The sequence below is a fragment of the Variovorax sp. 350MFTsu5.1 genome (genome assembly GCF_048302515.1).
In the GTDB taxonomy this organism is placed as follows: Bacteria; Pseudomonadota; Gammaproteobacteria; order Burkholderiales; family Burkholderiaceae_C; genus Variovorax; species Variovorax guangxiensis.
Genome location: NZ_CP157620.1, coordinates 2063212 through 2084459 on the forward strand (window position 1 = coordinate 2063212; position 21248 = coordinate 2084459).

General features: G+C 67.0%; 19 protein-coding genes and 1 other RNA gene. 13 read left to right on the top strand and 7 right to left on the bottom strand.

Annotated elements, in window-relative coordinates; translation table 11 throughout:
- From ABL843_RS09130 to gyrA, 5 genes are all read right to left on the bottom strand, one after another.
- The gene (locus tag ABL843_RS09130) at window positions 1–891 is read right to left on the bottom strand and encodes a prephenate dehydrogenase (protein WP_126022917.1); all 891 of its coding nucleotides are present in this window, start codon (window positions 889–891) and stop codon (window positions 1–3) included.
- 26 nt (window positions 892–917) lie between these two features.
- On the bottom strand, window positions 918–2042 hold the full coding sequence (pheA, locus tag ABL843_RS09135) for a prephenate dehydratase (protein ID WP_418119637.1): 1125 nt from the start codon (window positions 2040–2042) through the stop codon (window positions 918–920).
- Window positions 2043–2066: 24 nt separating this feature from the next.
- Complete coding sequence (gene serC / locus ABL843_RS09140; RefSeq protein ID WP_418120454.1) at window positions 2067–3134, bottom strand: 3-phosphoserine/phosphohydroxythreonine transaminase; 1068 nt, start codon at window positions 3132–3134, stop codon at window positions 2067–2069.
- Window positions 3135–3204: 70 nt separating this feature from the next.
- The gene (locus tag ABL843_RS09145; RefSeq protein ID WP_126022920.1) at window positions 3205–3786 is read right to left on the bottom strand and encodes a DUF2059 domain-containing protein; all 582 of its coding nucleotides are present in this window, start codon (window positions 3784–3786) and stop codon (window positions 3205–3207) included.
- Window positions 3783–6428, bottom strand: coding sequence for a DNA gyrase subunit A (gene gyrA / locus ABL843_RS09150; protein ID WP_418119638.1), 2646 nt, complete (start codon window positions 6426–6428; stop codon window positions 3783–3785). The genes ABL843_RS09145 and gyrA overlap by 4 nt, the downstream gene beginning before the upstream one ends.
- Window positions 6429–6652: 224 nt before the next feature.
- Here gyrA and ompA point away from each other — a divergent pair, with 224 nt between their 5' ends.
- The 4 genes from ompA to ssrA all read left to right on the top strand — a co-directional run bounded on the left by ompA (window position 6653) and on the right by ssrA (window position 9215).
- Entirely contained in the window at window positions 6653–7303 is a 651-nt protein-coding gene (gene ompA, locus ABL843_RS09155) for an outer membrane protein OmpA (protein ID WP_126022922.1), read from the top strand.
- Between the two features lie 128 nt (window positions 7304–7431).
- Window positions 7432–8151: a bifunctional 2-polyprenyl-6-hydroxyphenol methylase/3-demethylubiquinol 3-O-methyltransferase UbiG gene (ubiG, locus tag ABL843_RS09160; RefSeq protein ID WP_418119639.1), complete on the top strand. Its 720-nt coding sequence runs from the start codon at window positions 7432–7434 to the stop codon at window positions 8149–8151.
- Entirely contained in the window at window positions 8148–8816 is a 669-nt protein-coding gene (locus ABL843_RS09165; protein ID WP_418119640.1) for an HAD family hydrolase, read from the top strand. Before ubiG ends, ABL843_RS09165 begins: the two co-directional genes overlap by 4 nt.
- Window positions 8817–8830: 14 nt before the next feature.
- Window positions 8831–9215, top strand: a transfer-messenger RNA (tmRNA) gene (gene ssrA, locus ABL843_RS09170).
- A gap of 207 nt (window positions 9216–9422) precedes the next feature.
- On the opposite strand, the gene ABL843_RS09175 is transcribed toward ssrA, so the two are convergent.
- On the bottom strand, window positions 9423–10223 hold the full coding sequence (locus ABL843_RS09175) for an IclR family transcriptional regulator (RefSeq protein WP_418119641.1): 801 nt from the start codon (window positions 10221–10223) through the stop codon (window positions 9423–9425).
- A 194-nt stretch (window positions 10224–10417) separates the two neighbouring features.
- On the opposite strand from ABL843_RS09175, the gene ABL843_RS09180 reads away from it, so the two are divergent.
- The 6 genes from ABL843_RS09180 to ABL843_RS09205 all read left to right on the top strand — a co-directional run bounded on the left by ABL843_RS09180 (window position 10418) and on the right by ABL843_RS09205 (window position 17884).
- Window positions 10418–11377 (top strand): tripartite tricarboxylate transporter substrate binding protein, encoded by a 960-nt coding sequence (locus ABL843_RS09180; RefSeq protein ID WP_126024641.1) that lies wholly within the window; start codon window positions 10418–10420, stop codon window positions 11375–11377.
- Between the two features lie 35 nt (window positions 11378–11412).
- Window positions 11413–12204: an enoyl-CoA hydratase/isomerase family protein gene (locus ABL843_RS09185; protein WP_418119642.1), complete on the top strand. Its 792-nt coding sequence runs from the start codon at window positions 11413–11415 to the stop codon at window positions 12202–12204.
- 4 nt (window positions 12205–12208) lie between these two features.
- Window positions 12209–14317, top strand: a complete 2109-nt coding sequence (locus ABL843_RS09190; RefSeq protein ID WP_418119643.1) for an acetate--CoA ligase family protein — start codon at window positions 12209–12211, stop codon at window positions 14315–14317.
- A gap of 64 nt (window positions 14318–14381) precedes the next feature.
- Entirely contained in the window at window positions 14382–15719 is a 1338-nt protein-coding gene (locus ABL843_RS09195; RefSeq protein WP_418119644.1) for an MmgE/PrpD family protein, read from the top strand.
- Between the two features lie 244 nt (window positions 15720–15963).
- Complete coding sequence (locus ABL843_RS09200) at window positions 15964–16833, top strand: alpha/beta fold hydrolase (protein WP_418119645.1); 870 nt, start codon at window positions 15964–15966, stop codon at window positions 16831–16833.
- Window positions 16834–16900: 67 nt separating this feature from the next.
- Window positions 16901–17884 carry a Bug family tripartite tricarboxylate transporter substrate binding protein gene (locus tag ABL843_RS09205; RefSeq protein WP_418119646.1) on the top strand — a complete coding sequence of 328 codons (984 nt, stop codon included), beginning with the start codon at window positions 16901–16903 and terminating at the stop codon, window positions 17882–17884.
- Between the two features lie 3 nt (window positions 17885–17887).
- Here the strand turns inward: ABL843_RS09205 and ABL843_RS09210 are convergent, their stop codons facing one another.
- Window positions 17888–18808, bottom strand: coding sequence for a LysR substrate-binding domain-containing protein (locus tag ABL843_RS09210; RefSeq protein ID WP_369659034.1), 921 nt, complete (start codon window positions 18806–18808; stop codon window positions 17888–17890).
- 102 nt (window positions 18809–18910) lie between these two features.
- On the opposite strand from ABL843_RS09210, the gene ABL843_RS09215 reads away from it, so the two are divergent.
- The 3 genes from ABL843_RS09215 to ABL843_RS09225 are packed head-to-tail and all read left to right on the top strand — an operon-like array spanning window position 18911 to window position 21241.
- Entirely contained in the window at window positions 18911–19708 is a 798-nt protein-coding gene (locus ABL843_RS09215; protein ID WP_418119647.1) for an SDR family NAD(P)-dependent oxidoreductase, read from the top strand.
- A gap of 31 nt (window positions 19709–19739) precedes the next feature.
- Window positions 19740–20702: a Bug family tripartite tricarboxylate transporter substrate binding protein gene (locus ABL843_RS09220; protein ID WP_418119648.1), complete on the top strand. Its 963-nt coding sequence runs from the start codon at window positions 19740–19742 to the stop codon at window positions 20700–20702.
- A complete protein-coding gene (locus ABL843_RS09225) occupies window positions 20702–21241 on the top strand; it encodes a carboxymuconolactone decarboxylase family protein (RefSeq protein WP_184635819.1) in 540 nt (179 codons plus the stop codon). Before ABL843_RS09220 ends, ABL843_RS09225 begins: the two co-directional genes overlap by 1 nt.
- The last annotated feature ends 7 nt before the right edge of the window (window positions 21242–21248 follow it).

The window sequence follows — 21248 nt, forward strand, 5'->3', positions numbered from 1 at the left end:
TCAGTTGTCCTGCTGCTGCGACGAGGTGTCGGTGGCCGGTTTCCAGGCCGCCCGGGTCTTGCTGGCGGCGGCGATCGACAGTTCGAGGCCCTGCAGATCGCTAGCGGTCATCATCGCCTCGAAGTCGTCCAGGGCCTTGCGGAAGGCGCGCGACTGTTCGAGCACATGCTCCCGGTTGGCCAGCAGCACGTCGCGCCACATGACCGGATCGCTCGCGGCGATGCGCGAGAAGTCGCGAAAACCCGGACCGGCAAGGCTCAGGAAGCGCTCGCCCTGCGGCTGCGCGGCCAGGCCGTTGATGTACGCGAAGGCCAGCAGGTGCGGCAGATGGCTCACGGCGGCGAAGGCGCCGTCGTGCTCCTCGTGCGTCATCGTGACGACATTGGCGCCGATGCCGCTCCACACCTGCGTGGCCCGCTGCACGTTGGAGCGCAGCGTGGTCTTCACCGGGGTCAGCACGACCTGGCGGCCGGCGAAGAGCGATGCCTCGGCATGCTCGATGCCCGAAAGCTCCTTGCCGGCGATGGGGTGCGCCGGCACGAAGCTCGCGAACTGGCGCTGCAGGCCGTTGCGCGCAGCCTCGATCACGTCGCCCTTGGTCGAGCCCACGTCCATCACCAGCGTTTCGCTCGAGATGCCATGGCGGATGGCCTTGAAGGTGGCTTCGGAAGCAGCCACCGGCACCGCCAGCAGCACGATGTCGGCACCCGACACCGCCAGCAGCGCCGAGGGCGCCGCCACGTCGATCACGCCGAGCTGGCGCGCCCGCTCGGTGGTGGAGGGCGACTTGCTGTAGCCCACCACCCGTTTCACCAGTTTCGCGCGCTTGAGTGCGAGCGCGAAGGAGCCGCCCATCAGGCCGCAGCCGATCAGTCCCAGTTGTTCGAACATGCTGTCTCTGTGTGTCCGCCTGCCGCTCAGGCCTTGACGGGGTAGGCGCCGAGCACCTTGTAGAAGGCGCAGAGGCCGCGCAGCTCGGCCAGCGCGGCAGCCACGTTGGGCTGCGAGGGGTGGCCGTCGAGGTCGATGTAGAAGTAGTACTCCCACTGGCCCGTGCGCGCGGGGCGCGACTCGAAGCGCGTCATCGAGACGTTGTTGAGCTTCAGCGGCACAAGCAGGTCGTGCACCGCGCCGGGCCGGTTCGGCACCGAGACGATCAGGCTCGTGCAGTCGCGGCCCGATGCCGGCGGCATGGCCAGCGTCTGCGGCAGGCAGATCACCGAGAAGCGGGTGCGGTTGTACGAGTCGTCCTGGATCGCGTGCGCCACGATGTGCAGGCCGAAGCGCGTGGAGGCGCGTTCGCCGGCCAGCGCGGCCCACTTGGGATTGGTGGCCGCCAGACGCGCGCCCTCGGCGTTGCTCGACACGGCGCGGCGCTCGGCGTTGGGCAGATGCTTGGACAGCCAGGTCTGGCACTGCGCCAGCGCCTGCGGATGGGCCAGCACCGCCTCCACGCCTTCGAGCGAGTTGCTGCTGCGCAGCAGGTGGTGGCGAATCAGCAGGCTGACCTCGCCGACGACGTGCGTGGGCGAATGCAGGAACAGGTCGAGCGAGCGGGTGACCACGCCCTCGGTCGAGTTCTCGACGCCGACCACGCCGTACTGGGCGCTGCCCGCGGCGGTGGCGTGGAACACCTCGTCGAAGCTGGCGCAGTAGATCAGGTCTGCGGCGCCCCCGAAGTACTCGATGGCGGCCTGTTCGCAGAAGGTGCCTTCGGGGCCGAGCACGGCCACGCGCTGCGGCGATTCGAGCGCCAGGCAGGCCGACATGATCTCGCGCCAGATGGCGGCCACGTGGATGTCCTTGAGCGGGCCGCCATTGCTCTTCTGCATCTTGTCGATGACCTGCGCCACGCGGTCGGGGCGGAAGTACGGCGTGCCCTCGCGCTTCTTGACCTCGCCGACCAGCTCGGCCACGTGGGCCCGCTCGTTGAGCAGGCTCAGCAGGCGCTGGTCGAGCGAGTCGATCTGCATGCGCAGATCGGCGAGGCTTTCGGAATTGTCGGGAGAAGAGGAGGGTGGGGTGGGTGCGGAGGCGGTCATCGGTGCGAGCGGCTGGGCATGCGCCTAGGCATGCGATCGCTCGAATTCTCGCATGTAGGCCACCAGAGCCTGCACCCCTGCCAGCGGCATGGCGTTGTAAATGCTCGCGCGCATGCCCCCGACCGACTTGTGCCCCTTCAGCTGCAGCAGCCCGGCTTCGCGCGCGCCGGCCAGGAAGGCCTCGTTGCGGCTTTCGTCGGCCAGGAAGAAGGGCACGTTCATGCGCGAACGGCAGCCCGGGTCGATGCGATTGGCGTAGAAGTCGGAGCCGTCGATGAAGTCGTACAGCAGCTTCGCCTTGGCGATGTTGCGCTGCTCCATGGCGGCGACACCGGTGTACTCGCCCTCGGTCTGCTCCAGCAGCCACTTGAACGTGAGCCCCGCCATGTAGATGCCCCAGGTCGGCGGGGTGTTGTACATGGACTGGTTGTCGGCCACGGTCTTGTAGTTGAAGGCGCTCGGGCAGATCTCGAGTGCATGGCCCAGCAGGTCGTCGCGCACGACCACGATGGTCAGCCCGGCGGGCCCGAGGTTCTTCTGGGCGCCGCCGAAGGCCAGGCCCACGCGGCTCCAGTCGACGCTGCGCGAGGCGACGTGCGAGGAGAAATCGATGACCAGCGGCGCGCTGCTGCCGAGCGCGGCCAGGTCGGGCAGCTGCTGGAATTCGATGCCGTTGATGGTCTCGTTCGAGCACACGTGCACGTACGAGGCATCCTTGGAGAGCTGCCAGGTCGCGGGATCGGGCAGCTTCGTGTGCTGGTTGTCGGCATTGCTGGCGGCCACGCGCGCGTCGCAGTAGCGCTGGGCCTCCTTGTGCGACTTGGTGCTCCAGCTGCCGGTGATGACGAAGTCCGCGGCCTTGCCGCGCGACAGGTTCAGCGGAACGATGGCGTTCTCGCCCAGCCCGCCGCCCTGCATGAACAGGATGTGGAAGTTCGGGGGAATCGCCAGCAGCGCGCGGAGGTCGGCTTCGGCCTGCGTACAGATCGAGCCGAACTCCTTGCCGCGATGGCTCATCTCCATCACGCTCATGCCGCTGCCCTGCCAGTCGAGCATTTCGGCGGCGGCGCGCTGCAGCACCGCCTCCGGCATGGCAGCCGGACCGGCCGAGAAGTTGTAGGGGCGCTTGCCGGCCGGCGTCTGCTGCTGGGTCACGTTTCTCTTACTTTTTGGCTGGGGCCTTGGCAGGTGCCTTGGCGGGGGCTGCGCCACCGTCGGTGGGGGCGCCGAGTGCCTTGGCGACGGCGGTGTCGAGCGCCTGCATCTTGGGCTCGACCGAAGAGCGCGTTTCGGACACGAGCTTTTCCGTCAGGGCGGTCTGCATCTTGGGGTTCAGTTCCTGGTACTTCTTGCTCAGGGGCGAGTTGATCCAGGCCAGCAGCTGCTTGAGCTCGTCTTCGCTGAAGTTCTGCTCCATCAGCGGGGTCAGGGCGCCCGGTGCCAGCTGCACGGCCTTGTCGCGCACGATGGGGTAGGTCTCGTCGAAGTACTTCTTCAGCTCGGCGTCGGCTGCCTTGGCGGCTGCTTCGCGCTTGGCTTCAGGCACCTGCGTCTGCAGGTACTGCGAACCCGCCTGTGCGATCGGGGCGCTCGATTGCTCGACCAGGCCACGAGCCAGCGATTCGATGCCGGGGCGCTGGATGTCGATGAACTGCTTGATGAGCGTGGCCTTGTCCTGGGCCATGGCGGCCATCGAGCTGCTTGCCAGGGCGACCGTCAGAAGTGCGAGTTTGATTTTTTTCACTGAGGATTCTCCGTTGAAGATGAGGAAGTATCGTCTGCGTCAGGCTCGGTTTCGCCGTTCGCGTCGTTTTCGACGATACGTTGTAGCCCGCTGAGTTTGGCGCCTTCGTCGAGACCGATCAGCGTAACGCCTTGCGTCGCGCGACCCATTTCACGAATCTCGGCCACCCGGGTGCGCACCAGCACGCCCTTGTCGGTGATGAGCATGATCTCATCATCCGCATGCACGAGAGTGGCGGCAACGACCTTGCCGTTGCGCTCACTCTGTTGAATCGCGATCATGCCCTTGGTTCCCCGCCCATGACGGGTGTACTCGGTAATGCTTGTTCGCTTTCCGTAACCATTTTCCGTGGCCGTGAGCACGCTCTGCTGCTCGTCCTCGGCCACCAGCATCGCGATCACGCCCTGTCCGGCCTCGAGCGACATGCCGCGCACGCCGCGCGCATTGCGACCCAGCGGACGGACGTCTTCCTCGTCGAAGCGCACCGCCTTGCCGCCGTCGCTGAAGAGCATCACGTCGTGCTTGCCGTCGGTGAGCGCAGCGCCGATCAGGTAGTCGCCCTCGTCGAGGTTGACCGCGATGATGCCGCCCTTGCGCGGGTTGCTGAACTCGTCGAGCGCCGTCTTCTTGACCGTGCCCATCGACGTCGCCATGAACACGTACTGGTCGGCCGGGAAGTTGCGCTTCTCGCCGGTCAGCGGCAGAACCACGTTGATCTTCTCGCCTTCCTGCAGCGGGAACATGTTGACGATCGGTCGGCCGCGGGAGCCGCGCGATCCCACCGGCACCTCCCAGACCTTGAGCCAATAGAGTCGGCCGCGATTCGAGAAGCAGAGGATGTAGTCGTGCGTGTTGGCGATGAAGAGCTGGTCGATCCAGTCATCGTCCTTGGTGGCGGTGGCCTGCTTGCCGCGGCCTCCGCGCTTCTGTGCCCGGTATTCGCCAAGGGGCTGGCTCTTGATGTAGCCGCTGTGCGAGAGCGTGACCACCATGTCGGTCGGCGTGATCAGGTCCTCGGTGGACAGGTCATAGGCACTGTGCTCCACCTGGCTGCGGCGTGCGCCGATCTTCGATTGGCCGAACTCCTGCTTGAGGGTGCCGAGCTCATCGCCGATGATGGTCGAGACGCGCTCGGGCTTGGCCAGGATGTCGAGCAGGTCGTCGATCTCGGCCATCACTTCCTTGTACTCGGCGACGATCTTGTCCTGCTCCAGGCCGGTCAGGCGCTGCAGGCGCATCTGCAGGATTTCCTGGGCCTGCGTCTCCGACAGGCGGTAAAGGCCGTCGCTGCCCATGCCGAACTCGCGCTCGAGGCCCTCGGGTCGGTAGTCGTCGGCATTGACCACGCCGCCGTCGGCGCGCGTGCGCGTGAGCATCTCGCGCACCAGCTTGCTGTCCCAGCTGCGCGTCATGAGTTCGGCCTTGGCCACGGGCGGCGTTGGCGACTCGCGGATGATGCGGATGAACTCGTCGATGTTCGCCAGCGCCACCGCCAGGCCTTCGAGCACATGGCCGCGCTCGCGGGCCTTGCGCAGGTTGAAGACCGTGCGGCGGGTGACCACCTCGCGGCGGTGCTGCAGGAAGACCTCGATCAGGTCCTTCAGGTTGCACAGCTTCGGCTGGCCGTCGACCAGCGCGACCATGTTGATGCCGAAGGTGTCCTGCAACTGGGTCTGCTTGTAGAGGTTGTTGAGCACCACCTCGGGCACTTCGCCGCGCTTGAGCTCGATGACCAGGCGCATGCCCGACTTGTCGGACTCGTCCTGGATGTGGCTGATGCCCTCGATCTTCTTCTCGTGCACCAGCTCGGCCATGCGCTCCTGCAGCGTCTTCTTGTTGACCTGGTAGGGGAGCTCGTCGACGATGATTGCCTGGCGCTGGCCGCGGTCGATATCCTCGAAGTGGCACTTGGCGCGCATCACGACCTTGCCGCGGCCGGTGCGGTAGCCGTCCTTCACGCCGTTGATGCCGTAGATGATGCCGGCGGTGGGAAAGTCGGGCGCGGGGACGATCTCCATCAGCTCGTCGATGCTGGCCTGCGGGTTGCGCAGCAGGTACAGGCAGGCGTCGACCACCTCGTTCAGGTTGTGCGGCGGGATATTCGTGGCCATGCCGACCGCAATACCGCCGGAGCCGTTGACCAGCAAATTCGGCAGCTGGCTCGGCAACACCTTGGGCTCTTTTTCGGAGCCGTCGTAATTGTCCTGGAAGTCGACAGTTTCCTTGTCGATATCGGCCAGCATTTCGTGCGCAATTTTGGCCAGCCGGATTTCCGTATACCGCATTGCGGCCGCGTTGTCTCCATCGACGGACCCGAAGTTGCCCTGGCCGTCGACCAGCATGTGGCGCATCGAGAAGTCCTGGGCCAGGCGGACGATGGTGTCGTAGACCGACTGGTCGCCGTGCGGGTGGTACTTACCGATCACGTCGCCGACGATACGGGCGGACTTCTTGTACGGGCGGTTCCAGTCGTTGTTGAGCTCGTGCATCGCGTAGAGCACGCGGCGGTGCACCGGCTTGAGGCCGTCACGGGCATCGGGAAGCGCTCGGCCCACGATCACGCTCATGGCGTAATCGAGATAGCTGCTGCGCATTTCCTCTTCGAGACTGATGGGCAGGGTTTCTTTTGCGAACGAGGTCATGAGCAAGGGGCTGGCGGCAGGAAGGCGAAATTTTACGCTGTGAGGGGTGTCGCACCGCCGCAACACAAGGCGCCTATTCCGCCTCCGTCCTACGCTTCCGGGCCGTCCTGCGGGCTGTTTGCCAAAGACCCTATGGCACAATCGCCTCAACGTTTTGGGTGGTGGTCACTTAAAGCGTCCTTGATTCGCAGCGCGGCTGCGGCTTTTTCCCCAAGAGGAGAACCATGAAGAAACTGAATAAAGTGGCGATGATGTTTGCAGTCGCTGCGCTCGCCACTGCCGCCGGCGCGCAGACCCGTGTCACCGCTGCGGACGGCGGTCCTACGATCGACAACTGGCAAAACGGCACCGGCGAACTGGTTTGGAAGAACGGCACGAATGAACTGTGCTGGCGCGATGCCAACTGGACGCCTGCTACGGCTGCCGCCGGTTGCGACGGTGCTCTGGTTCCTGCGGCTCCCGCTGCCGTGGCTCCGACCCCCGGCGCCCCGACCCCCCCGCCCGCTGCACAAGTCGCCGCTTCGAAGGTGACTTTCGCTGCTGACGCCTTCTTCGACTTCGACAAGTCGGTTCTGAAGCCCGAAGGCCGCGCCAAGCTGACCGACCTGGTCGAGAAGATCCGTGGCGTCAACCTGGAAGTCATCATCGCTGTCGGCCACACCGACTCGATCGGTACCGACGCCTACAACCAGCGTCTGTCGGTGCGCCGCGCCGAAGCCGTCAAGGCCTTCCTGGTCTCGAAGGGCATCGAACGCAACCGCGTCTACACCGAAGGCAAGGGCAAGAAGCAGCCTGTGGCTGACAACCGCACCAAGGAAGGCCGCGCCAAGAACCGTCGCGTGGAAATCGAAGTGGTCGGCACCCGCGCCAACTAATCGATCGATTCCCATCGACAATGAAACCCCGCTTCGGCGGGGTTTTTTTATGGCTGCCGAATTCACGATTGATCTTCGGTAAAGGCTGACCGATGTTTAACGGACATCGCTCGTTTCATAATCGCTTCATGACAGAAAACCTGAATGCGGATCCGGCCGAACTGGCCAAGTTTTCAGAGCTCGCTCACCGCTGGTGGGATTTGGAAAGCGAATTTCGCCCGCTGCACGAAATCAATCCATTGCGCTTGGAATGGATTGACGGTATTGCTCCAATTTCGCAACGTCGCGTACTGGATATTGGTTGCGGCGGCGGCATTCTGGCCGATTCGATGGCCCGCAAGGGGGCCGAGGTCCTGGGAATCGACCTCGCAGGCAGGGCGCTCAAGGTGGCGCAGCTGCACGCCCTCGAGGCCGGCACCAAGGGCGTGAAGTACCGCGAGATCAGCGCCGAAGCACTGGCTGCGGAACAGCCCGGGAGTTTCGACGTCGTCACCTGCATGGAAATGCTCGAGCATGTGCCGCAGCCGGCCTCGGTGATCCAGGCCTGCGCCTCTCTTGTGAAGCCGGGCGGATGGGTGTTCTTCTCGACGATCAACCGCAACCTGAAGGCCTTCATGCTGGCGATCGTGGGCGCGGAGTACGTGCTCGGCATGCTGCCGCGTGGTACCCATGAATATGCAAAACTGATCCGGCCCAGCGAACTGGCCGGCTACTGCCGTGCGGCCGGCCTCGATCTGCGGCACACCCGCGGGCTGGAGCACAACCCCCTGACCCGGCGCTACTGGCTCAGCGACGACACGAGCGTCAACTACATGTTCGCCACGCAGAAGCCGGGACCGCGAGGATGATGGGCGTCGACACAAAGGCCGTGCTGTTCGACCTCGACGGCACGTTGATCGACAGCGCCCCCGACCTGGGGGCCGCTGCCGACAAGATGCGCACCGATCGCGGCCTCGACTCTCTTCCGCTGGAGCGCTACCGTCCCATGGCCGGGGCGGGCGCGCGCGGCATGCTTGGCGTGGCGTTCGGCATTACGCCGGAGTCGCCGGAGTTCCCCGGGTTGCGCGAAGAGTTCTTCGTGGCCTATGAGCGCCGCATGCTGCTCAATACCCAGGTGTTCGACGGCATCCAGGCGCTGATCGAGGCACTGCGCGAGCGCGGGCTCCTGTGGGGTGTCGTCACCAACAAGTCGATGCGCTTCACCGATCCGCTGACGCGGGCCATTCCGCTCTTCGGGAGCGCGGGCGCCGTGGTGAGCGGCGACACCACGCCGTTCGCCAAGCCGCATCCCGAGCCCCTGCATGAGGCGGCGCGTCGGCTCGGGGTGCCTTCCGAATCGTGCATCTACGTGGGCGACGACGAGCGCGACATCATCGCGGGCCGTGCAGCGGGCATGCGCACGGTCGCTGCGACATACGGCTACATGGGCACCCAGGCCGATTCGACGCTCTGGGAAGCCGATGCTTCGATAACTTCACCCCTCGAGCTCTTGAAGTTGCTCGATAGCGCCTAAAATACCCTTTCCTTGGGGCTGCACTGGTTTCGACGTGGGTTCGGAGTCGCAGCGGGGCATGTCGAGCTGAATGCGCTCGTAAAACAGATTCAAACAAACTAACTGCAAACGACGAACGTTTCGCACTCGCTGCTTAATTGCCAGTGAGCCTTGCAACAGTTGGCCGATGGGCTGGGCAAGGGGGTCTGGAGCAATCCTGACCTCCCGGCTGCAAGGATAACTACATGGGCTGGCTCCGATCCGGGTACCTTGGGTCGGGGCGAGAAAATAGGGTGCTGGCGTCCGGTTTAGCGTGTGACTGCGCGACTCCGGAAGCGAGATTCAAAACAGATCACTAAACATGTAGAACTGCGCGATGAAGGCTTGCGGACGGGGGTTCAAATCCCCCCAGCTCCACCAACATAACGTCCGAGGGCGTTCACTGAAATCGGTGAACGCCCTTTTTCATTGGGAAATCGCCTGCTGGCACCCCAGTGGCACCCGGCGGAGTCCTCAGGGTATTGGTCATTCCGACCAGCGCAAACAGCCGTTGCGCACCCATGTTTCTATCTGCTTTCCCGATTGTTCCGAATCGATCCGGGATGGCTCGGTCCACGAATGGTCAGTTCACTCGGACCTGGGCTCTCGCATCGCGAGTTCGTGGCGTACAGCCTGCGCCAGGGCGAGCAGCGACGGTCCGAGGTCCTGCGCGATTGCCTCGATCGACTCCTGTGTCGAAAGGCTGATATTCAACACGTAGATGCTGCCTTCCACCTCCAGCGGTGTAGCCAGCGCAACCACCTCGGGCTGCCAGGCCGCGGCGCAGAAGCCTCGCGTGCGGACGTCGGTGCACGCTTTCCTGATCTCGGACTCGATGCCTTTCCACTTGACGCGTCGTTTTGAAAGAAGCTGCATGAGCTGGGTCCGGTGCTGCGGCGTGAGTGCGGCCAGGTATGCGCGCCCCAGCGAGGTGAGCTCCATCGGTACGCGCTGGCCGGAAACCACGTGGCGAAGCGCGGCGCGCCTGGCGTAGCGAATCGACTCCAGGTAGACCATCTCGTCCCGGTCGGGTGCCGCCAGCCCCACGTTGATATGGCGCTGCCGGGCCAACTCGAGCATGCGCGGAGCCGCTGCCTGCAGCACGCGCGATGCGGTGCGCATCGCATGGGAGAGGCTCAGGACCGCGGGCGCCAGCCGATACGCACGCTCGGCCTTGTCGAGCTGCAGCATCCCGCTGCCGACCAGGGTTTGCGTGAGCCTGCTCACCGTGGCCTTGGACAGGCCCGTGCGCTCGGCCAGTTCGCCGTTGCCCAGCAGCTCCGAGCCGGGGCGGAACGCGCGAAGAATCTCCATGCCCCGTTCCAGCGAGCGGTTCGCGGGCGACCGTCCTGGCTTGTGATCGAGGAAGAAGCGGGCTTGATCAGTCATGGCACTGGATGAGAGAAGAGCCTGGATCATCGCAGGGAAATTCCAAGCAGTGGAATTGCATCCCCCGAACCGGAGTGCTTCCTCCTAAAGTCCGTGCACCCACTTGCGGCGTAGCCAAGAACGTCCGCGATCACCAGGGATTCACTACTTGGTTCTGGAGACATCAGATCATGACTGCTCATGGCTTGCGCAGGATGCGCGCGCTTTTCCTTCTCTTCCTCGGCTTCACTGCTTTCTTCGCCTTCGGCACGGCATTCGCCGCCTACCCCGACAAGCCCATTCGCTTCGTGGTGCCGTTCGCTCCCGGCGGGGGTACTGACATCATCGCCCGCACTTTGGGCGTCGAAATGTCCAAGGATCTCGGCCAGCCCGTGATCGTCGACAACAAGCCGGGTGCCGGAACGCTGATCGGCACCGACAACGTGGCCAAGAGCGCGCCGGACGGCTACAGCGTGGTGGTCGCCTCGTTCGCCCATGCCGTCAACCCGGCGCTGCAGCCCAAGCTTCCGTACGGCAGCAACAAGGCTTTCGCGCCGGTCATCCTCATCGGGCGCGGCCCCAACGTGCTGGTGGTGCGGCCCGACAGCCCCTACAAGTCGGTGGCCGACCTGGTCGCCGCGGCCAAGGCCAATCCGGCCAAGCTGACCTTCGCGTCGCAGGGCGCGGGCACCTCCGCCCACCTGGCCGGCGAGATGTTCGCCAACCTCGCGAAGGTCAAGCTCTCGCATATTCCCTACCGCGGCGCCGGTCCGGCGCTCACCGACCTGCTCGGCGGCCAGGTCGACATGATGTTCGCCACCGCCGCGGCGGTGTCCACCTTCGTCGACAGCGGCAAGCTGCGCGCGCTCGGCGTGACCACGGCGCAGCCTTCACCCGCGTTCAAGGGCGTGCCGGCCATCGCCGCCAGCGTGCCGGGCTATGTGGTGGAGAGCTGGTACGGCCTGTACGTGCCCGCCGGCACGCCGGCGGCAGTCATCGACCGGCTCAACGCCGCGGCCCGCAAGGCGGCGCGCGCGCCCGACTTCGTGCGAAAGATCGAGCACGAAGGCCTCGTCATCAATGCCGGCCCGCCGGCGGAACTCGACACCTACGTGCGGGCCGAGGAAGAACGCTGGGCGCGCGTGATCAAGGAAAACGGCATCAAGGCCGATTGAACGGCAGCCACCGGCCAGCCCCCAGGAAGAAGAACATGACCTACACCCTCATCGACTATCAGGTGACGGACGCCATCGCGACCGTGACATTCAACCGCCCGGACAAGCGCAACGCCATGAGCGACGACATGCGCACCGAGTTCATCGACGTGCTGGAGCGCGTGACCGCCGACAAGGGCATCCGGGCGATGGTGCTCACCGGAGCGGGCAAGGGCTTCTGCGCGGGCGGCGACATCAGCGGCATGCAAAAGCGCATGAACGCGCCGGCGGGGGAGGTCGGCTTCAACGGCTGGCACCGCCAGCAGCGCGTGCACCACGTGCAGGCCCTGCTGCACACCATGCCCAAGCCGGTGATCGCGGCCGTCAACGGCGCTGCCTCGGGGCTGGGCGCCGACACCGCGATGGCATGCGACTTCGTCATCGCGAGCGAGTGGGCCAGCTTCACCTGGAGCTACGTGCTGCGCGGCATCATTCCCGACGGCGGCGGCATGTATTTCCTGCCGCGCCGCGTGGGCCTGCCCAAGGCCAAGGAACTGATCTTCACCGGCCGCCAGGTCAAGGTGGACGAAGCCCTCGCGCTGGGCATCGTCGATCGCAAGGCGAGTGCCGAAACGCTCCTGGCCGACGCCCAGGCATGGGCGCGCGAGCTGTCGTCCGCGTCTTCGACCGCGCTGGCGCTGACGAAGACCATCCTTAACCAGAGCTTCGAGCTCTCCTCGCACGACGTGTTCTCGCAGGGCAGCCAGGCCCAGGGCATCTGCTACACCAGCAGCGAGCACCGCGCGTCGGTGGAGGCCTTCCTGGCCAAGACGGCTTCGAAGGAGTGAGGCCATGAACGAAGCCATCGCCAAACTGCTCTCCCCGCGCAGCGTCGCCGTCATCGGCGCCTCGGCCGACCTGAAGAAGACCACGGGCCGGCCGGTGGCCTACCTGCAGAAGCACGGCTTCGCGGGGCGCATCATGCCGGTGAACCCGAAGGTCGAGCGCATCGGCGAGCTGCCGTGCTATCCCGACATCGCCTCGCTGCCCGAGGTGCCCGACGTCGCAGTCGTGCTGCTGGGCGCCGAGCGCGCCCACCTGGCCGTGAAGGAGCTCTCGCAGCGCGGCTGCGCCGCCGCCATCGTGCTGGCCAGCGGCTACACCGAGACCGGCGAGGAGGGCGCGCGGCGCCAGCAGCAGCTGGTGGAGGCCGCCGGTGCGATGCGCATCCTGGGGCCGAACACCATCGGGCTCGTCAACCTGACCGACAACATCGTGCTGTCGCCGTCGGGTGCGCTGGAGATGGACGAGTTCCAGGCCGGCGGCATCGGCGTGGTCTCGCAGAGCGGGGGCATCCTGGGCTCGCTGCTGTCGCGCGCCGCGGCGCGCGGCATCGGCCTGTCGAAGCTGATCTCCACCAGCAACGAGGTCGACCTGGAGCTGGCCGATTTCATCGACCACCTCGCCGAAGATCCGGCCACCAAGGTGATCGCGCTTTACGTCGAGACCGTGCGCAACCCCGCCAGCTTCCGTGCCGCCTGCCTGAAGGCCGCGCGCATGGGCAAGCCGGTGGTGGCCTTCAAGATCGGCCGCTCCGAGGCCGGCGCGAAGGCCGCCGTGTCGCACACCGGCGCGATGGCCGGCGCCGACAGCATGTACGACGCGCTGTTCAGGCAGGTTGGCGTGATCCGCGCGCAGAGCTTCTCCGACCTGCTCGACATTCCGGCAGCGCTGTGCACCGGCCGCAAGCTGCGCGGCGCGCGCGTCGCGATCCTCACCTCCACCGGCGGCGCCGGCACGCTGGTGTCCGACGACCTGGGCGTGGCAGGCTTCGACACGCCCGCGCCCGACGCGGCCACCGCCGATGCGCTGCGCGCGCTGCAGACCGGCAGCGAAGCCGTGCTCGACCGAAACCCCATCGACGTGACGCTCGCGGGCCTGCGCCCCGACCTGCTGCGCGGTGCCATCAATGCGCTGCTGGCGAGCCCGGCCTACGACGCGCTGGTGATCATCGTCGGCTCCTCCAGCCTCGCAATGCCCGAGCTGCTGGCCGGCGCCATCCAGGAATGCCTGCCGAACTCCGACAAGCCGGTGATGGCCTATGTGAGCCCGCATGCGCCTGAAGTGGGCGCGCTGCTCACGCGCCGCGGCGTGCCGGCCTTCACCGCCGCCGAGAGCTGCACGGCTGCGCTGGCCGGGATGCTGCGCGTACAGCGCTTCGTGGCGCCTGCCCAAGACGAGGCGGCACCGCCGCTGGTCGAGGCCGGCGACCTGCCATCCGGCTCGCTCGACGAGGCGCAGGCCAAGCAGCTGTTCTCGCGTTTCGGCGTGCCCTGCGCCGCGGAACGCGTGGTCGCGTCGCCCGCCGAGGCCGAAGCCGCCGCGCGCGAGCTTGGCGGGCGAGTGGTACTCAAGATCCTGTCGTCGCAGATCACGCACAAGAGCGACGTGGGCGGCGTCGCCGTCGGCCTGGGCGCCGACACCATCGGCGAGCGCATCGGCCGCATGGCGGCCGAGGTGAAGAGCCGCACCGGCACGGATGCGCAGCGCTTCCTGGTGCAGGAGATGGTGGCGGGCGGCACGGAGCTGATCCTGGGCATGCACCGCGACGCACTGGGCACGGCCATCTTGCTGGGCATGGGCGGCGTGACGGCCGAGCTCTTCAAGGACACCACCATGCGCCTGCTGGCGCAGGACGCACAACACGGGCAGAGCCTGAAGCCGCTGAGCCGCGCCGAGGCGCTGTCGATGGCGCGCGACCTCAAGACCTGGCCGCTGCTCGATGGTTTCCGCGGCCGGCCGAAGGCCGACGTCGAGGCGCTGGTCGATGCGATCGTCGCGTTCTCGGGCATGGCGGCGCAGCTCGGCGAGCGCCTGGTCGAGGCCGAGATCAACCCCGTCTTCGTGCTGCCGCAGGGGCAGGGCGTGCGTGCCGCCGATGGGGTGGTGGTGCTGGCCTGAGCGGCGCGCCGGCAGCGTTCGCCGCTGCTTAACTTTTTTCTTTTCTCGAACCGATCGGACACCCATGCACGCCACCGAGACATTCGCCCGTTACGCCACCGAATTCCGCCAGGCCCGGCTCGACGACGAGGTGCTTCACCACGCCAAGCGCGCGGTGATCGACTGGCATGCCGCGCTGTTCCCGGGGCTCGATGTCGCACCGATGCCGCAGTTGCGCGCACTGCTGGCCGACGACCTAGGCCGCGGCCGTGCACGCCTGCCCGATGGAGGCCTCGCACCTGCCCGCGCAGCCGCGCTGCTCAACGGCACCGCGGCCCATGCGGCCGAGGTGGACGACAGCTTCCGCGACGCCATGTACCACCCGGGCGCGGCCACCGTGGCGGCGGCGCTCGCCATCGCTCAGGAGCGCGGCGCCAGCGGGCTGGACTTCCTGCGTGGCGTGGTGCTCGGCTACGAGGTCTCCACGCGCATCGGCGTGACGATGGGGCGGGCCCACTATCGCCACTGGCATAACACCGGCACCGTGGGCACCTTCGGCGCGGCTGCATCCGCCGCCGGCCTCCTCGGGCTGCACGGCGCGTCCTTCGCCCATGCGCTCGCCACGGCCGCGACCTTCGCGGCGGGGCTGCAGCAGGCCTTCCGAATGGATTCGATGTCCAAGCCGCTGCATGCGGGCCGGGCCGCCGAGGGCGGCGTGCTGGCCGCGCAGCTGGCCGCGCAGGGCGTGACCGGTTCGCTCGACGTGCTCGACGGCGAGGCAGGCTTCGGCAGCGCCATGAGCGACGGCCCCGACTGGTCGGCGGTGGGCGACACGCTCGGGCGCGACTTCCACATCAAGCGGCTGACCTTCAAGAACCACATCGGTTGCGGCCACACCTTCGCGGCCATCGACGGGGCCCTGGAGCTGGCGCGCCGGCACGGTCTGCGGGCCGCGGACATCCGCCGCGTCCACGTGGCCACCTACGGCCCGGCGCTGGACATCGCCTGCTACGAGGATCCGCGCACCGAGAACGAGGCCCGCTTCAGCATGCGCTTCGTGGTGGCGACCGCGCTCGTGCACGGCAGCGTCCGCCTTGCGGCCTACATGCCCGAGCGGCTGGCCGATGCCGACGTGCGCGCGATGATGGCGCGCATCACGGCCGTGGTCGACCCGGAGATCGATGCGGCCTTCCCGGGCCGGCGCTCGGCCCGCGTCGAGATCGAGACGAACGACGGCCAGCGCCACGCCTGGCTGCAGCCCGACCGCAAGGGCGACCCCGAGCTGCCGCTGTCGGACGCGGAGCTCGACGACAAATTCCTGGAGCTCTCTGCGCCGGTGATCGGCGCCGAGCGTGCGCAGGCCCTGCTGCGCAACATCTGGTCGCTCGACAAGGCCGATGGGCTGCAGGGGCTGACGGCCTGAGGGGCTGCCAGCGTACGACACCGCCTTCGCGCGTTCGGTATCGACGGTCCGCGCCTGCAGGCATGCAGCGCGGAGAACCGTCGCGCCTGCGCGCTCGATTTCCACGCACGAGACCCAGACGGCGGGGAGCGACGCGGTGGCCCGCAGACTTTCTTCGCCATCGCACGGCTAGATAGCAGAAAAACATATCTGCTATAGGAGCCATGTGCTTACCCTTGATGTCGGCCCCTGAAAGACTCCAGGCATGGAGACAAAAGATTCAACCGCACAGGCCGCGACGCATGCCCCCGTATCGCGCAAGCTGATCACCTATCCCTCGGCGCGCGACGGTGCGCAGATCCGCATCGAGTACGCCGACGAAGGCGAGGGGCCCGCGATCTGCATCCTTCCTTCGCTCGCGCGGTCCGGGCGCGACTACGACGAGGTCGCGGCCATGCTGGCTCGCGAGGGCTTCCGAGTGCTGCGTCCGGAGCCGCGCGGCATCGGCCGCAGCCAGGGGCCGATGCAGTCGCTGGACATGCACGACTTCGCTGCCGACGTGGCGGCAGTGCTGGACCACGAGTGCACCGGCCCGCTCGTGGTGGTGGGTCACGCATGGGGCAGCCAGCCAGCACGCACGCTGGCCGCGGACCGCCCGGACCTCGTGCGCGGCGTGGTGATGGCAGCCGCATCGGCGGGAAAGCTGCCGCCCGGGTCGCAGGAGAAGCCGTACGGCCGCCTGCGCGATGCGATCGACGGCGCGGGCGACCCGAGCCTGTCCGAAGCGCAGCGCATCGACTGCCTGCGGCGCGCCTTCTTCGCCCCGGGCCATGACCCGCGCGTCTGGCTGGACGGCTGGAGTGCCGAGGCGCACGAGGCGCAAAGCCACGCCCGGCGCGTGACGCCGGTCGACGACTACTTCTCCGCGGGCCAGCACGTGCCCATCCTCGATCTGCAGGCCGAGCACGACGCGGTGGTGATTCCCGGCGTGATGAAGCCCTACCTGGGCGACCGGGTCACGGTGCAGGTGGTCCGTGACGCGGGCCACGCGATGGCGCCGGAACAGCCTCGCGCGATGGCCGACGCGATCGCAGCGTTTGCGCAGCGCGTCTACGGCTCGCGCGCTGGCGCATAGCGCAACGAGGCGGCCGGCTCAGCCATGGCGGCGTCACTCGAATCACATCAATACACCAGGAGACAACATGGTCAAGAAATCCAGCCTTTCCGGCCTGAAGCTGGCGCTCGCCGGCGCGGCGCTGCTCGTGGGCGCCTTCGCTCATGCGCAGGGCTATCCGAACAAGCCGATAAGAATGGTCATTCCCTACACGCCGGGCGGCTCGATCGACACCGTCGGGCGCCTCGTGGCCGACCAGCTGCAGCGACAGCTCGGACAACCCATCGTGATCGACAACGCGCCGGGCGCCTCGGGCTTCGTGGGGGCGATGCATGTGAAGAAAGCCAAGCCCGACGGCTACACGCTGCTGTTCAACGCATCGAGCCAGGCCTACCTGCCGCTGGTCGTCGCGAAGAAGACCTACGACGCGCAGCGCGACTTCACCCCAGTGGGGCAGATCGGCTACGTGCCGCTGATCGTCGCCGTCAACAACGACGTGCCGGCCAAGACCATCGGCGAGTTCGTGCGGCTGGCCAAGGCCAATCCGAACAAGTACACCTGGGCGACCTCCGGGCTCGGCACCACCAGCCACCTGAGCGAGGAGATGGTCAACCGCGCACTGGGCCTGCAGATGGAGATCGTTGCCTACAAGGGCGCCGTGCCGCAGCTGACCGACGTGATCGGCGGCCACGTCTCGGCCGCGATCTCGCCGATGCCCGGCGTCGCGCCCTTCGTGCAGGGAGGACGCCTGCGTCCGCTTGCGGTGACCAGCAAGGTGCGTGTTCCGTCCATGCCGGATGTGCCGACGCTGTCCGAGGCGGGCATGCCCGGCTTCGAGCTGCTGTCGTGGTACGGCATCTGGGGCCCCGCGGACCTTCCCGCGGACATCGCGAACCGGCTCAACAGCGAGATCGCCAAGGCAGTCGATGCGCCTTCACTGAAGGCCAAGTTCGCCGAGCTCTCCTTCATACCCGTGAAGTCCAGCCCGGCGCAGTTCAGGCAGCTGATCGCGGACGACCTCGCCAAGATCGGCAAGGCGGTGAAGGATGCGGGCATCCGTATCGACTTCTGAGATTCACTCTTCGCCGGCTGGCATCGGCGCCGCCGGCCGATACGCGCGAAAGTCCAGCGCCCGCAGCAGCCTCGCGGTCTCCTGGATGAGGCGGCTGGCGGGCCGCGCGGTCGGCATTGCCAGCACCAGGCTGTTCCACATGGCCGGAGGCCCGATGGGGGCTGCCCGCACCTTCGCGCGGCGCGCGCTGAGATTGAGCGCGCTCTCGGGCAGGATGGAGCAGGCCATTCCTTCCTCGACCACCGTCAGCGCCGTGTGCACGGCACCTACTTCGGCCACGATGTTCAGGTTGATCTTGCGCGGCAGCATCACCGCGTCGACCAGGCTTCGGATGGGGTTCGGCACGGCGGGCAGGATCAGCGGGAAATCGGCAAGGGATGCCAGCGAGACGCGCTCGGGCAGCCGATAGCCTTCTGGCGTGACGAGCAGCAGCCGCTCGCGCATCAGGGGCTCGTAGCTCAGCAACGGCGTTGGCGGAGGGTCGAAGAGCACGCCGACGTCGATGCGCCCGGCCAGCAAGCCCTCGCGCAGCGAGAGGCTCAGCCCTTCCACCACCGACAGCATCGCATTGGGCAGCCGTTCGCGGAACTCCCGCACGAGCGGCACGCACAGGCCGCTGGCTACCCGGTTCGGCAGCCCTACCACCACCTTGCCGGCGGGCTCGTCGCTCATCTCCTTGATCTCGAACAGGGCCTGCGCGGCTGCGTTGAGCATGACGCGGGCATGGGCTTGCAGCGCATGGCCCGCCTGCGTCGGTGTGACGCCGCGGCCGGTGCGTTCCAGCAGGCGCTGGCCGAGCTCCTGTTCAAGCAATGCGACCTGTCGGCTGATGCTCGGTTGCGCCAGGTTCAGGGCGGCCGCGGCGCGGCTGAAGCTGCCTTTCTCGACCACGACGACGAAGTACTCAAGCTGTTTGAGATCCATAGCGCAAAGACATATCTGATATAGGCCTCATTCGATTTAACTTTGCTTGCGTTCGGCCCAGACTCAAGGTTTTCCCGGGGAAGCCGGGCTCGAGGAGCAATGATGAAGAGATTCGAATCGAAGGTCGCGATCGTGACCGGCGCGGGCTGCGTGGGCGCAGGCTGGGGCAACGGTCGCGCGATGGCCGTGCGGCTCGCGGAAGAGGGCGCCAGGGTGCTCGCGGTCGACCGCGACGCCGAGCGCCTGGCCGAGACTCTGTCGCTCGCTGACAGCGCCGCGGCATCCATCACCACCTGCATCTGCGACGTGACAAGCTCCGCAAGCGTGCAAGCGATGGTCGAGGCCTGCATCGAGACCTATGGCGCGCCCGACATCCTGATCAACAACGTCGGCGGCTCGGCCGCGGGCGGCCCGGTGCAGCTCAGCGAGGAGGCCTGGGACACGCAGATCGACGTCAACCTCAAGAGCGTGTTCCTCACCTGCAAGCACGTGCTGCCGCACATGATCGAGCGCAAGCGCGGCGCCATCGTCAACGTGGCCTCGACCTCGGGCCTGCGCTGGACCGGCAGCGCGCAGGTGGCCTATGCGGCCAGCAAGGCCGGCGTGATCCATCTGTCGCGCGTGGTGGCGGTCCAGCATGCGGCCGACGGGGTGCGCGTCAACACGGTGGTGCCGGGACAGCTGCACACCCCGATGGTCGAGGCACGCCTGGCCAGGCAGCGCACCGGTGGCGACATCGAAGCGCTGCTGGCGTCGCGCGTCAAGCGCATCCCGCTGGGCTTCATGGGCGACGGCCGCGACACTGCGAACGCGGCGCTCTACCTCGCCAGCGACGAAGCCCGCTTCGTGACCGGCACCGAACTGGTCGTGGACGGCGGCATGACGGCGCGCTGCGACTGAGCGGCCCGCAAGGCAAGCAAGGAGACAAGCGATGAAGAGAAGACAAGTCCTGGCCGCGGCCGCGATGCTTTCGCTGGCATCCGCCGCATTCGCGCAGGCCGGCGGGAAGCCGGTCCGCATCGTCACCTCGTTCAGCCCGGGCGGCCCGGTCGACTTCGTGGCGCGCACGCTGGCCGAGCAGCTCGGGCGCGAGCTCAAGCGCCCGGTCATCGTCGACAACAAGCCCGGCGCCAACGGCGCGCTCGGTGCATTGGAAACCCTGCGCTCCGAAGCGGACGGCAGCACGATCTGGATCACCAGCGTGGGCGCGGCCGCCATCAATCCCTCGCTGGTCGAGAAATCGCTCTATGACACCCAGCGCGACTTCGCGCCGGTCTCGCTCGTGGCGAACAACGTGGAAGTGCTCGTGGTCGGCGCGAAGGACCCTGCAGCGGATGCCGCGGAGTTCGTGAAGACGGCCAAGGCCAGCAAGGAGTCCGCGCCGATGGCTTCGTCGGGCTCGGGCAGCATTCCGCACCTGGCGCTGATCCAGCTGGAGGAATCGACCGGCGCGCGCTTTCTTCACGTGCCCTACAAAGGCATGGCGCCGGCCTTCACCGATCTGATGGGCGGTCAGGTCAAGGGCGTGTTCGCAGACGTCGCGGCGATCATGCCGCACGTGCAGGGCGGCCGGCTCAAGGCGATCGGTATCGCGGCGGGCAAGCGCCATCCGTCGCTGCCGCAGGTCAAGACCTTCGACGAGCAGGGCATCAAGGCCGTGGACACGAACAACTGGTATGCGCTGTTCGTCTCGGCGAAGACGTCTCCGGCGGTGGTGCAGGAGCTGAACAAGGCCGTGCGCAGCGCGATCGCCAACCCCGATGTCAGCGCCCGGCTGCTGCGTGGTGGCGCCGAGCCGAAGACATCCACGCCGCAGGAGCTTGCAGCGCTGCTGAAGGCCGACGCGGCCAAGTGGGCCGCATTGATCAAGTCACGCAACATCAAGGCCGAATGATGAGCACGAGCCATATACGCGTTCCATTGGTGGTGCCGGGCACGGTTCCCGAGCTCGCCGGCATCGAGGCCCGCATCCTCTCGGAGCGCGGCCGGATCTCGCTGCTCTACCAGGTGCTGCTCAACAGCCCGAGCATCGCCAGTGGCTGGGAGTCGATGCTGACGGCCGTGCGCAACCGCACATCGGTGCCTGCCGACCTGCGCGAGATGATCATCCTGCGCGTCGCCGTGCTCAACGAGGCGGCCTTCGAGTTCGAGGCGCATGTGCCGCATGCGTTGAAGGCCGGATTCGCGCAGGAGAAGATCGATGCGCTGCGCGCGCCCGATCCCGCAGGCGCCTTTGAAGGGGTCTTCACGCAGGATGAGCTTCTGCTGCTGGCGCTGACCGACCGGATGACGCGCGATGTCAAGGTGCCCACCGAGCTGATGGACCGCCTGAACGCGCGCTTCGAGCCTTCGGCCGTGGTCGAAGTGGTCGCCACCGTGGCGGCCTACAACATGGTGTCGCGATTCCTCGTGGCGCTGAACATTTCGCACTAGACACCGC

Excerpts from the sequence above, each read along its gene's own strand:
- ABL843_RS09130 (WP_126022917.1), bottom strand. The coding sequence starts at position 891 with ATGTTCGAACAACTGGGACTGATCGGCTGCGGCCTGATGGGCGGCTCC.
- pheA (WP_418119637.1), bottom strand. The coding sequence starts at position 2,042 with ATGACCGCCTCCGCACCCACCCCACCCTCCTCTTCTCCCGACAATTCC.
- serC (WP_418120454.1), bottom strand. The coding sequence starts at position 3,134 with ATGCCGGAGGCGGTGCTGCAGCGCGCCGCCGCCGAAATGCTCGACTGG.
- gyrA (WP_418119638.1), bottom strand. The coding sequence starts at position 6,428 with ATGACCTCGTTCGCAAAAGAAACCCTGCCCATCAGTCTCGAAGAGGAA.
- ompA (WP_126022922.1), top strand. The coding sequence starts at position 6,653 with ATGAAGAAACTGAATAAAGTGGCGATGATGTTTGCAGTCGCTGCGCTC.
- ubiG (WP_418119639.1), top strand. The coding sequence starts at position 7,432 with ATGACAGAAAACCTGAATGCGGATCCGGCCGAACTGGCCAAGTTTTCA.
- ABL843_RS09165 (WP_418119640.1), top strand. The coding sequence starts at position 8,148 with ATGATGGGCGTCGACACAAAGGCCGTGCTGTTCGACCTCGACGGCACG.
- ABL843_RS09175 (WP_418119641.1), bottom strand. The coding sequence starts at position 10,223 with ATGACTGATCAAGCCCGCTTCTTCCTCGATCACAAGCCAGGACGGTCG.
- ABL843_RS09180 (WP_126024641.1), top strand. The coding sequence starts at position 10,418 with ATGCGCGCGCTTTTCCTTCTCTTCCTCGGCTTCACTGCTTTCTTCGCC.
- ABL843_RS09185 (WP_418119642.1), top strand. The coding sequence starts at position 11,413 with ATGACCTACACCCTCATCGACTATCAGGTGACGGACGCCATCGCGACC.
- ABL843_RS09190 (WP_418119643.1), top strand. The coding sequence starts at position 12,209 with ATGAACGAAGCCATCGCCAAACTGCTCTCCCCGCGCAGCGTCGCCGTC.
- ABL843_RS09195 (WP_418119644.1), top strand. The coding sequence starts at position 14,382 with ATGCACGCCACCGAGACATTCGCCCGTTACGCCACCGAATTCCGCCAG.
- ABL843_RS09200 (WP_418119645.1), top strand. The coding sequence starts at position 15,964 with ATGGAGACAAAAGATTCAACCGCACAGGCCGCGACGCATGCCCCCGTA.
- ABL843_RS09205 (WP_418119646.1), top strand. The coding sequence starts at position 16,901 with ATGGTCAAGAAATCCAGCCTTTCCGGCCTGAAGCTGGCGCTCGCCGGC.
- ABL843_RS09210 (WP_369659034.1), bottom strand. The coding sequence starts at position 18,808 with ATGGATCTCAAACAGCTTGAGTACTTCGTCGTCGTGGTCGAGAAAGGC.
- ABL843_RS09215 (WP_418119647.1), top strand. The coding sequence starts at position 18,911 with ATGAAGAGATTCGAATCGAAGGTCGCGATCGTGACCGGCGCGGGCTGC.
- ABL843_RS09220 (WP_418119648.1), top strand. The coding sequence starts at position 19,740 with ATGAAGAGAAGACAAGTCCTGGCCGCGGCCGCGATGCTTTCGCTGGCA.
- ABL843_RS09225 (WP_184635819.1), top strand. The coding sequence starts at position 20,702 with ATGAGCACGAGCCATATACGCGTTCCATTGGTGGTGCCGGGCACGGTT.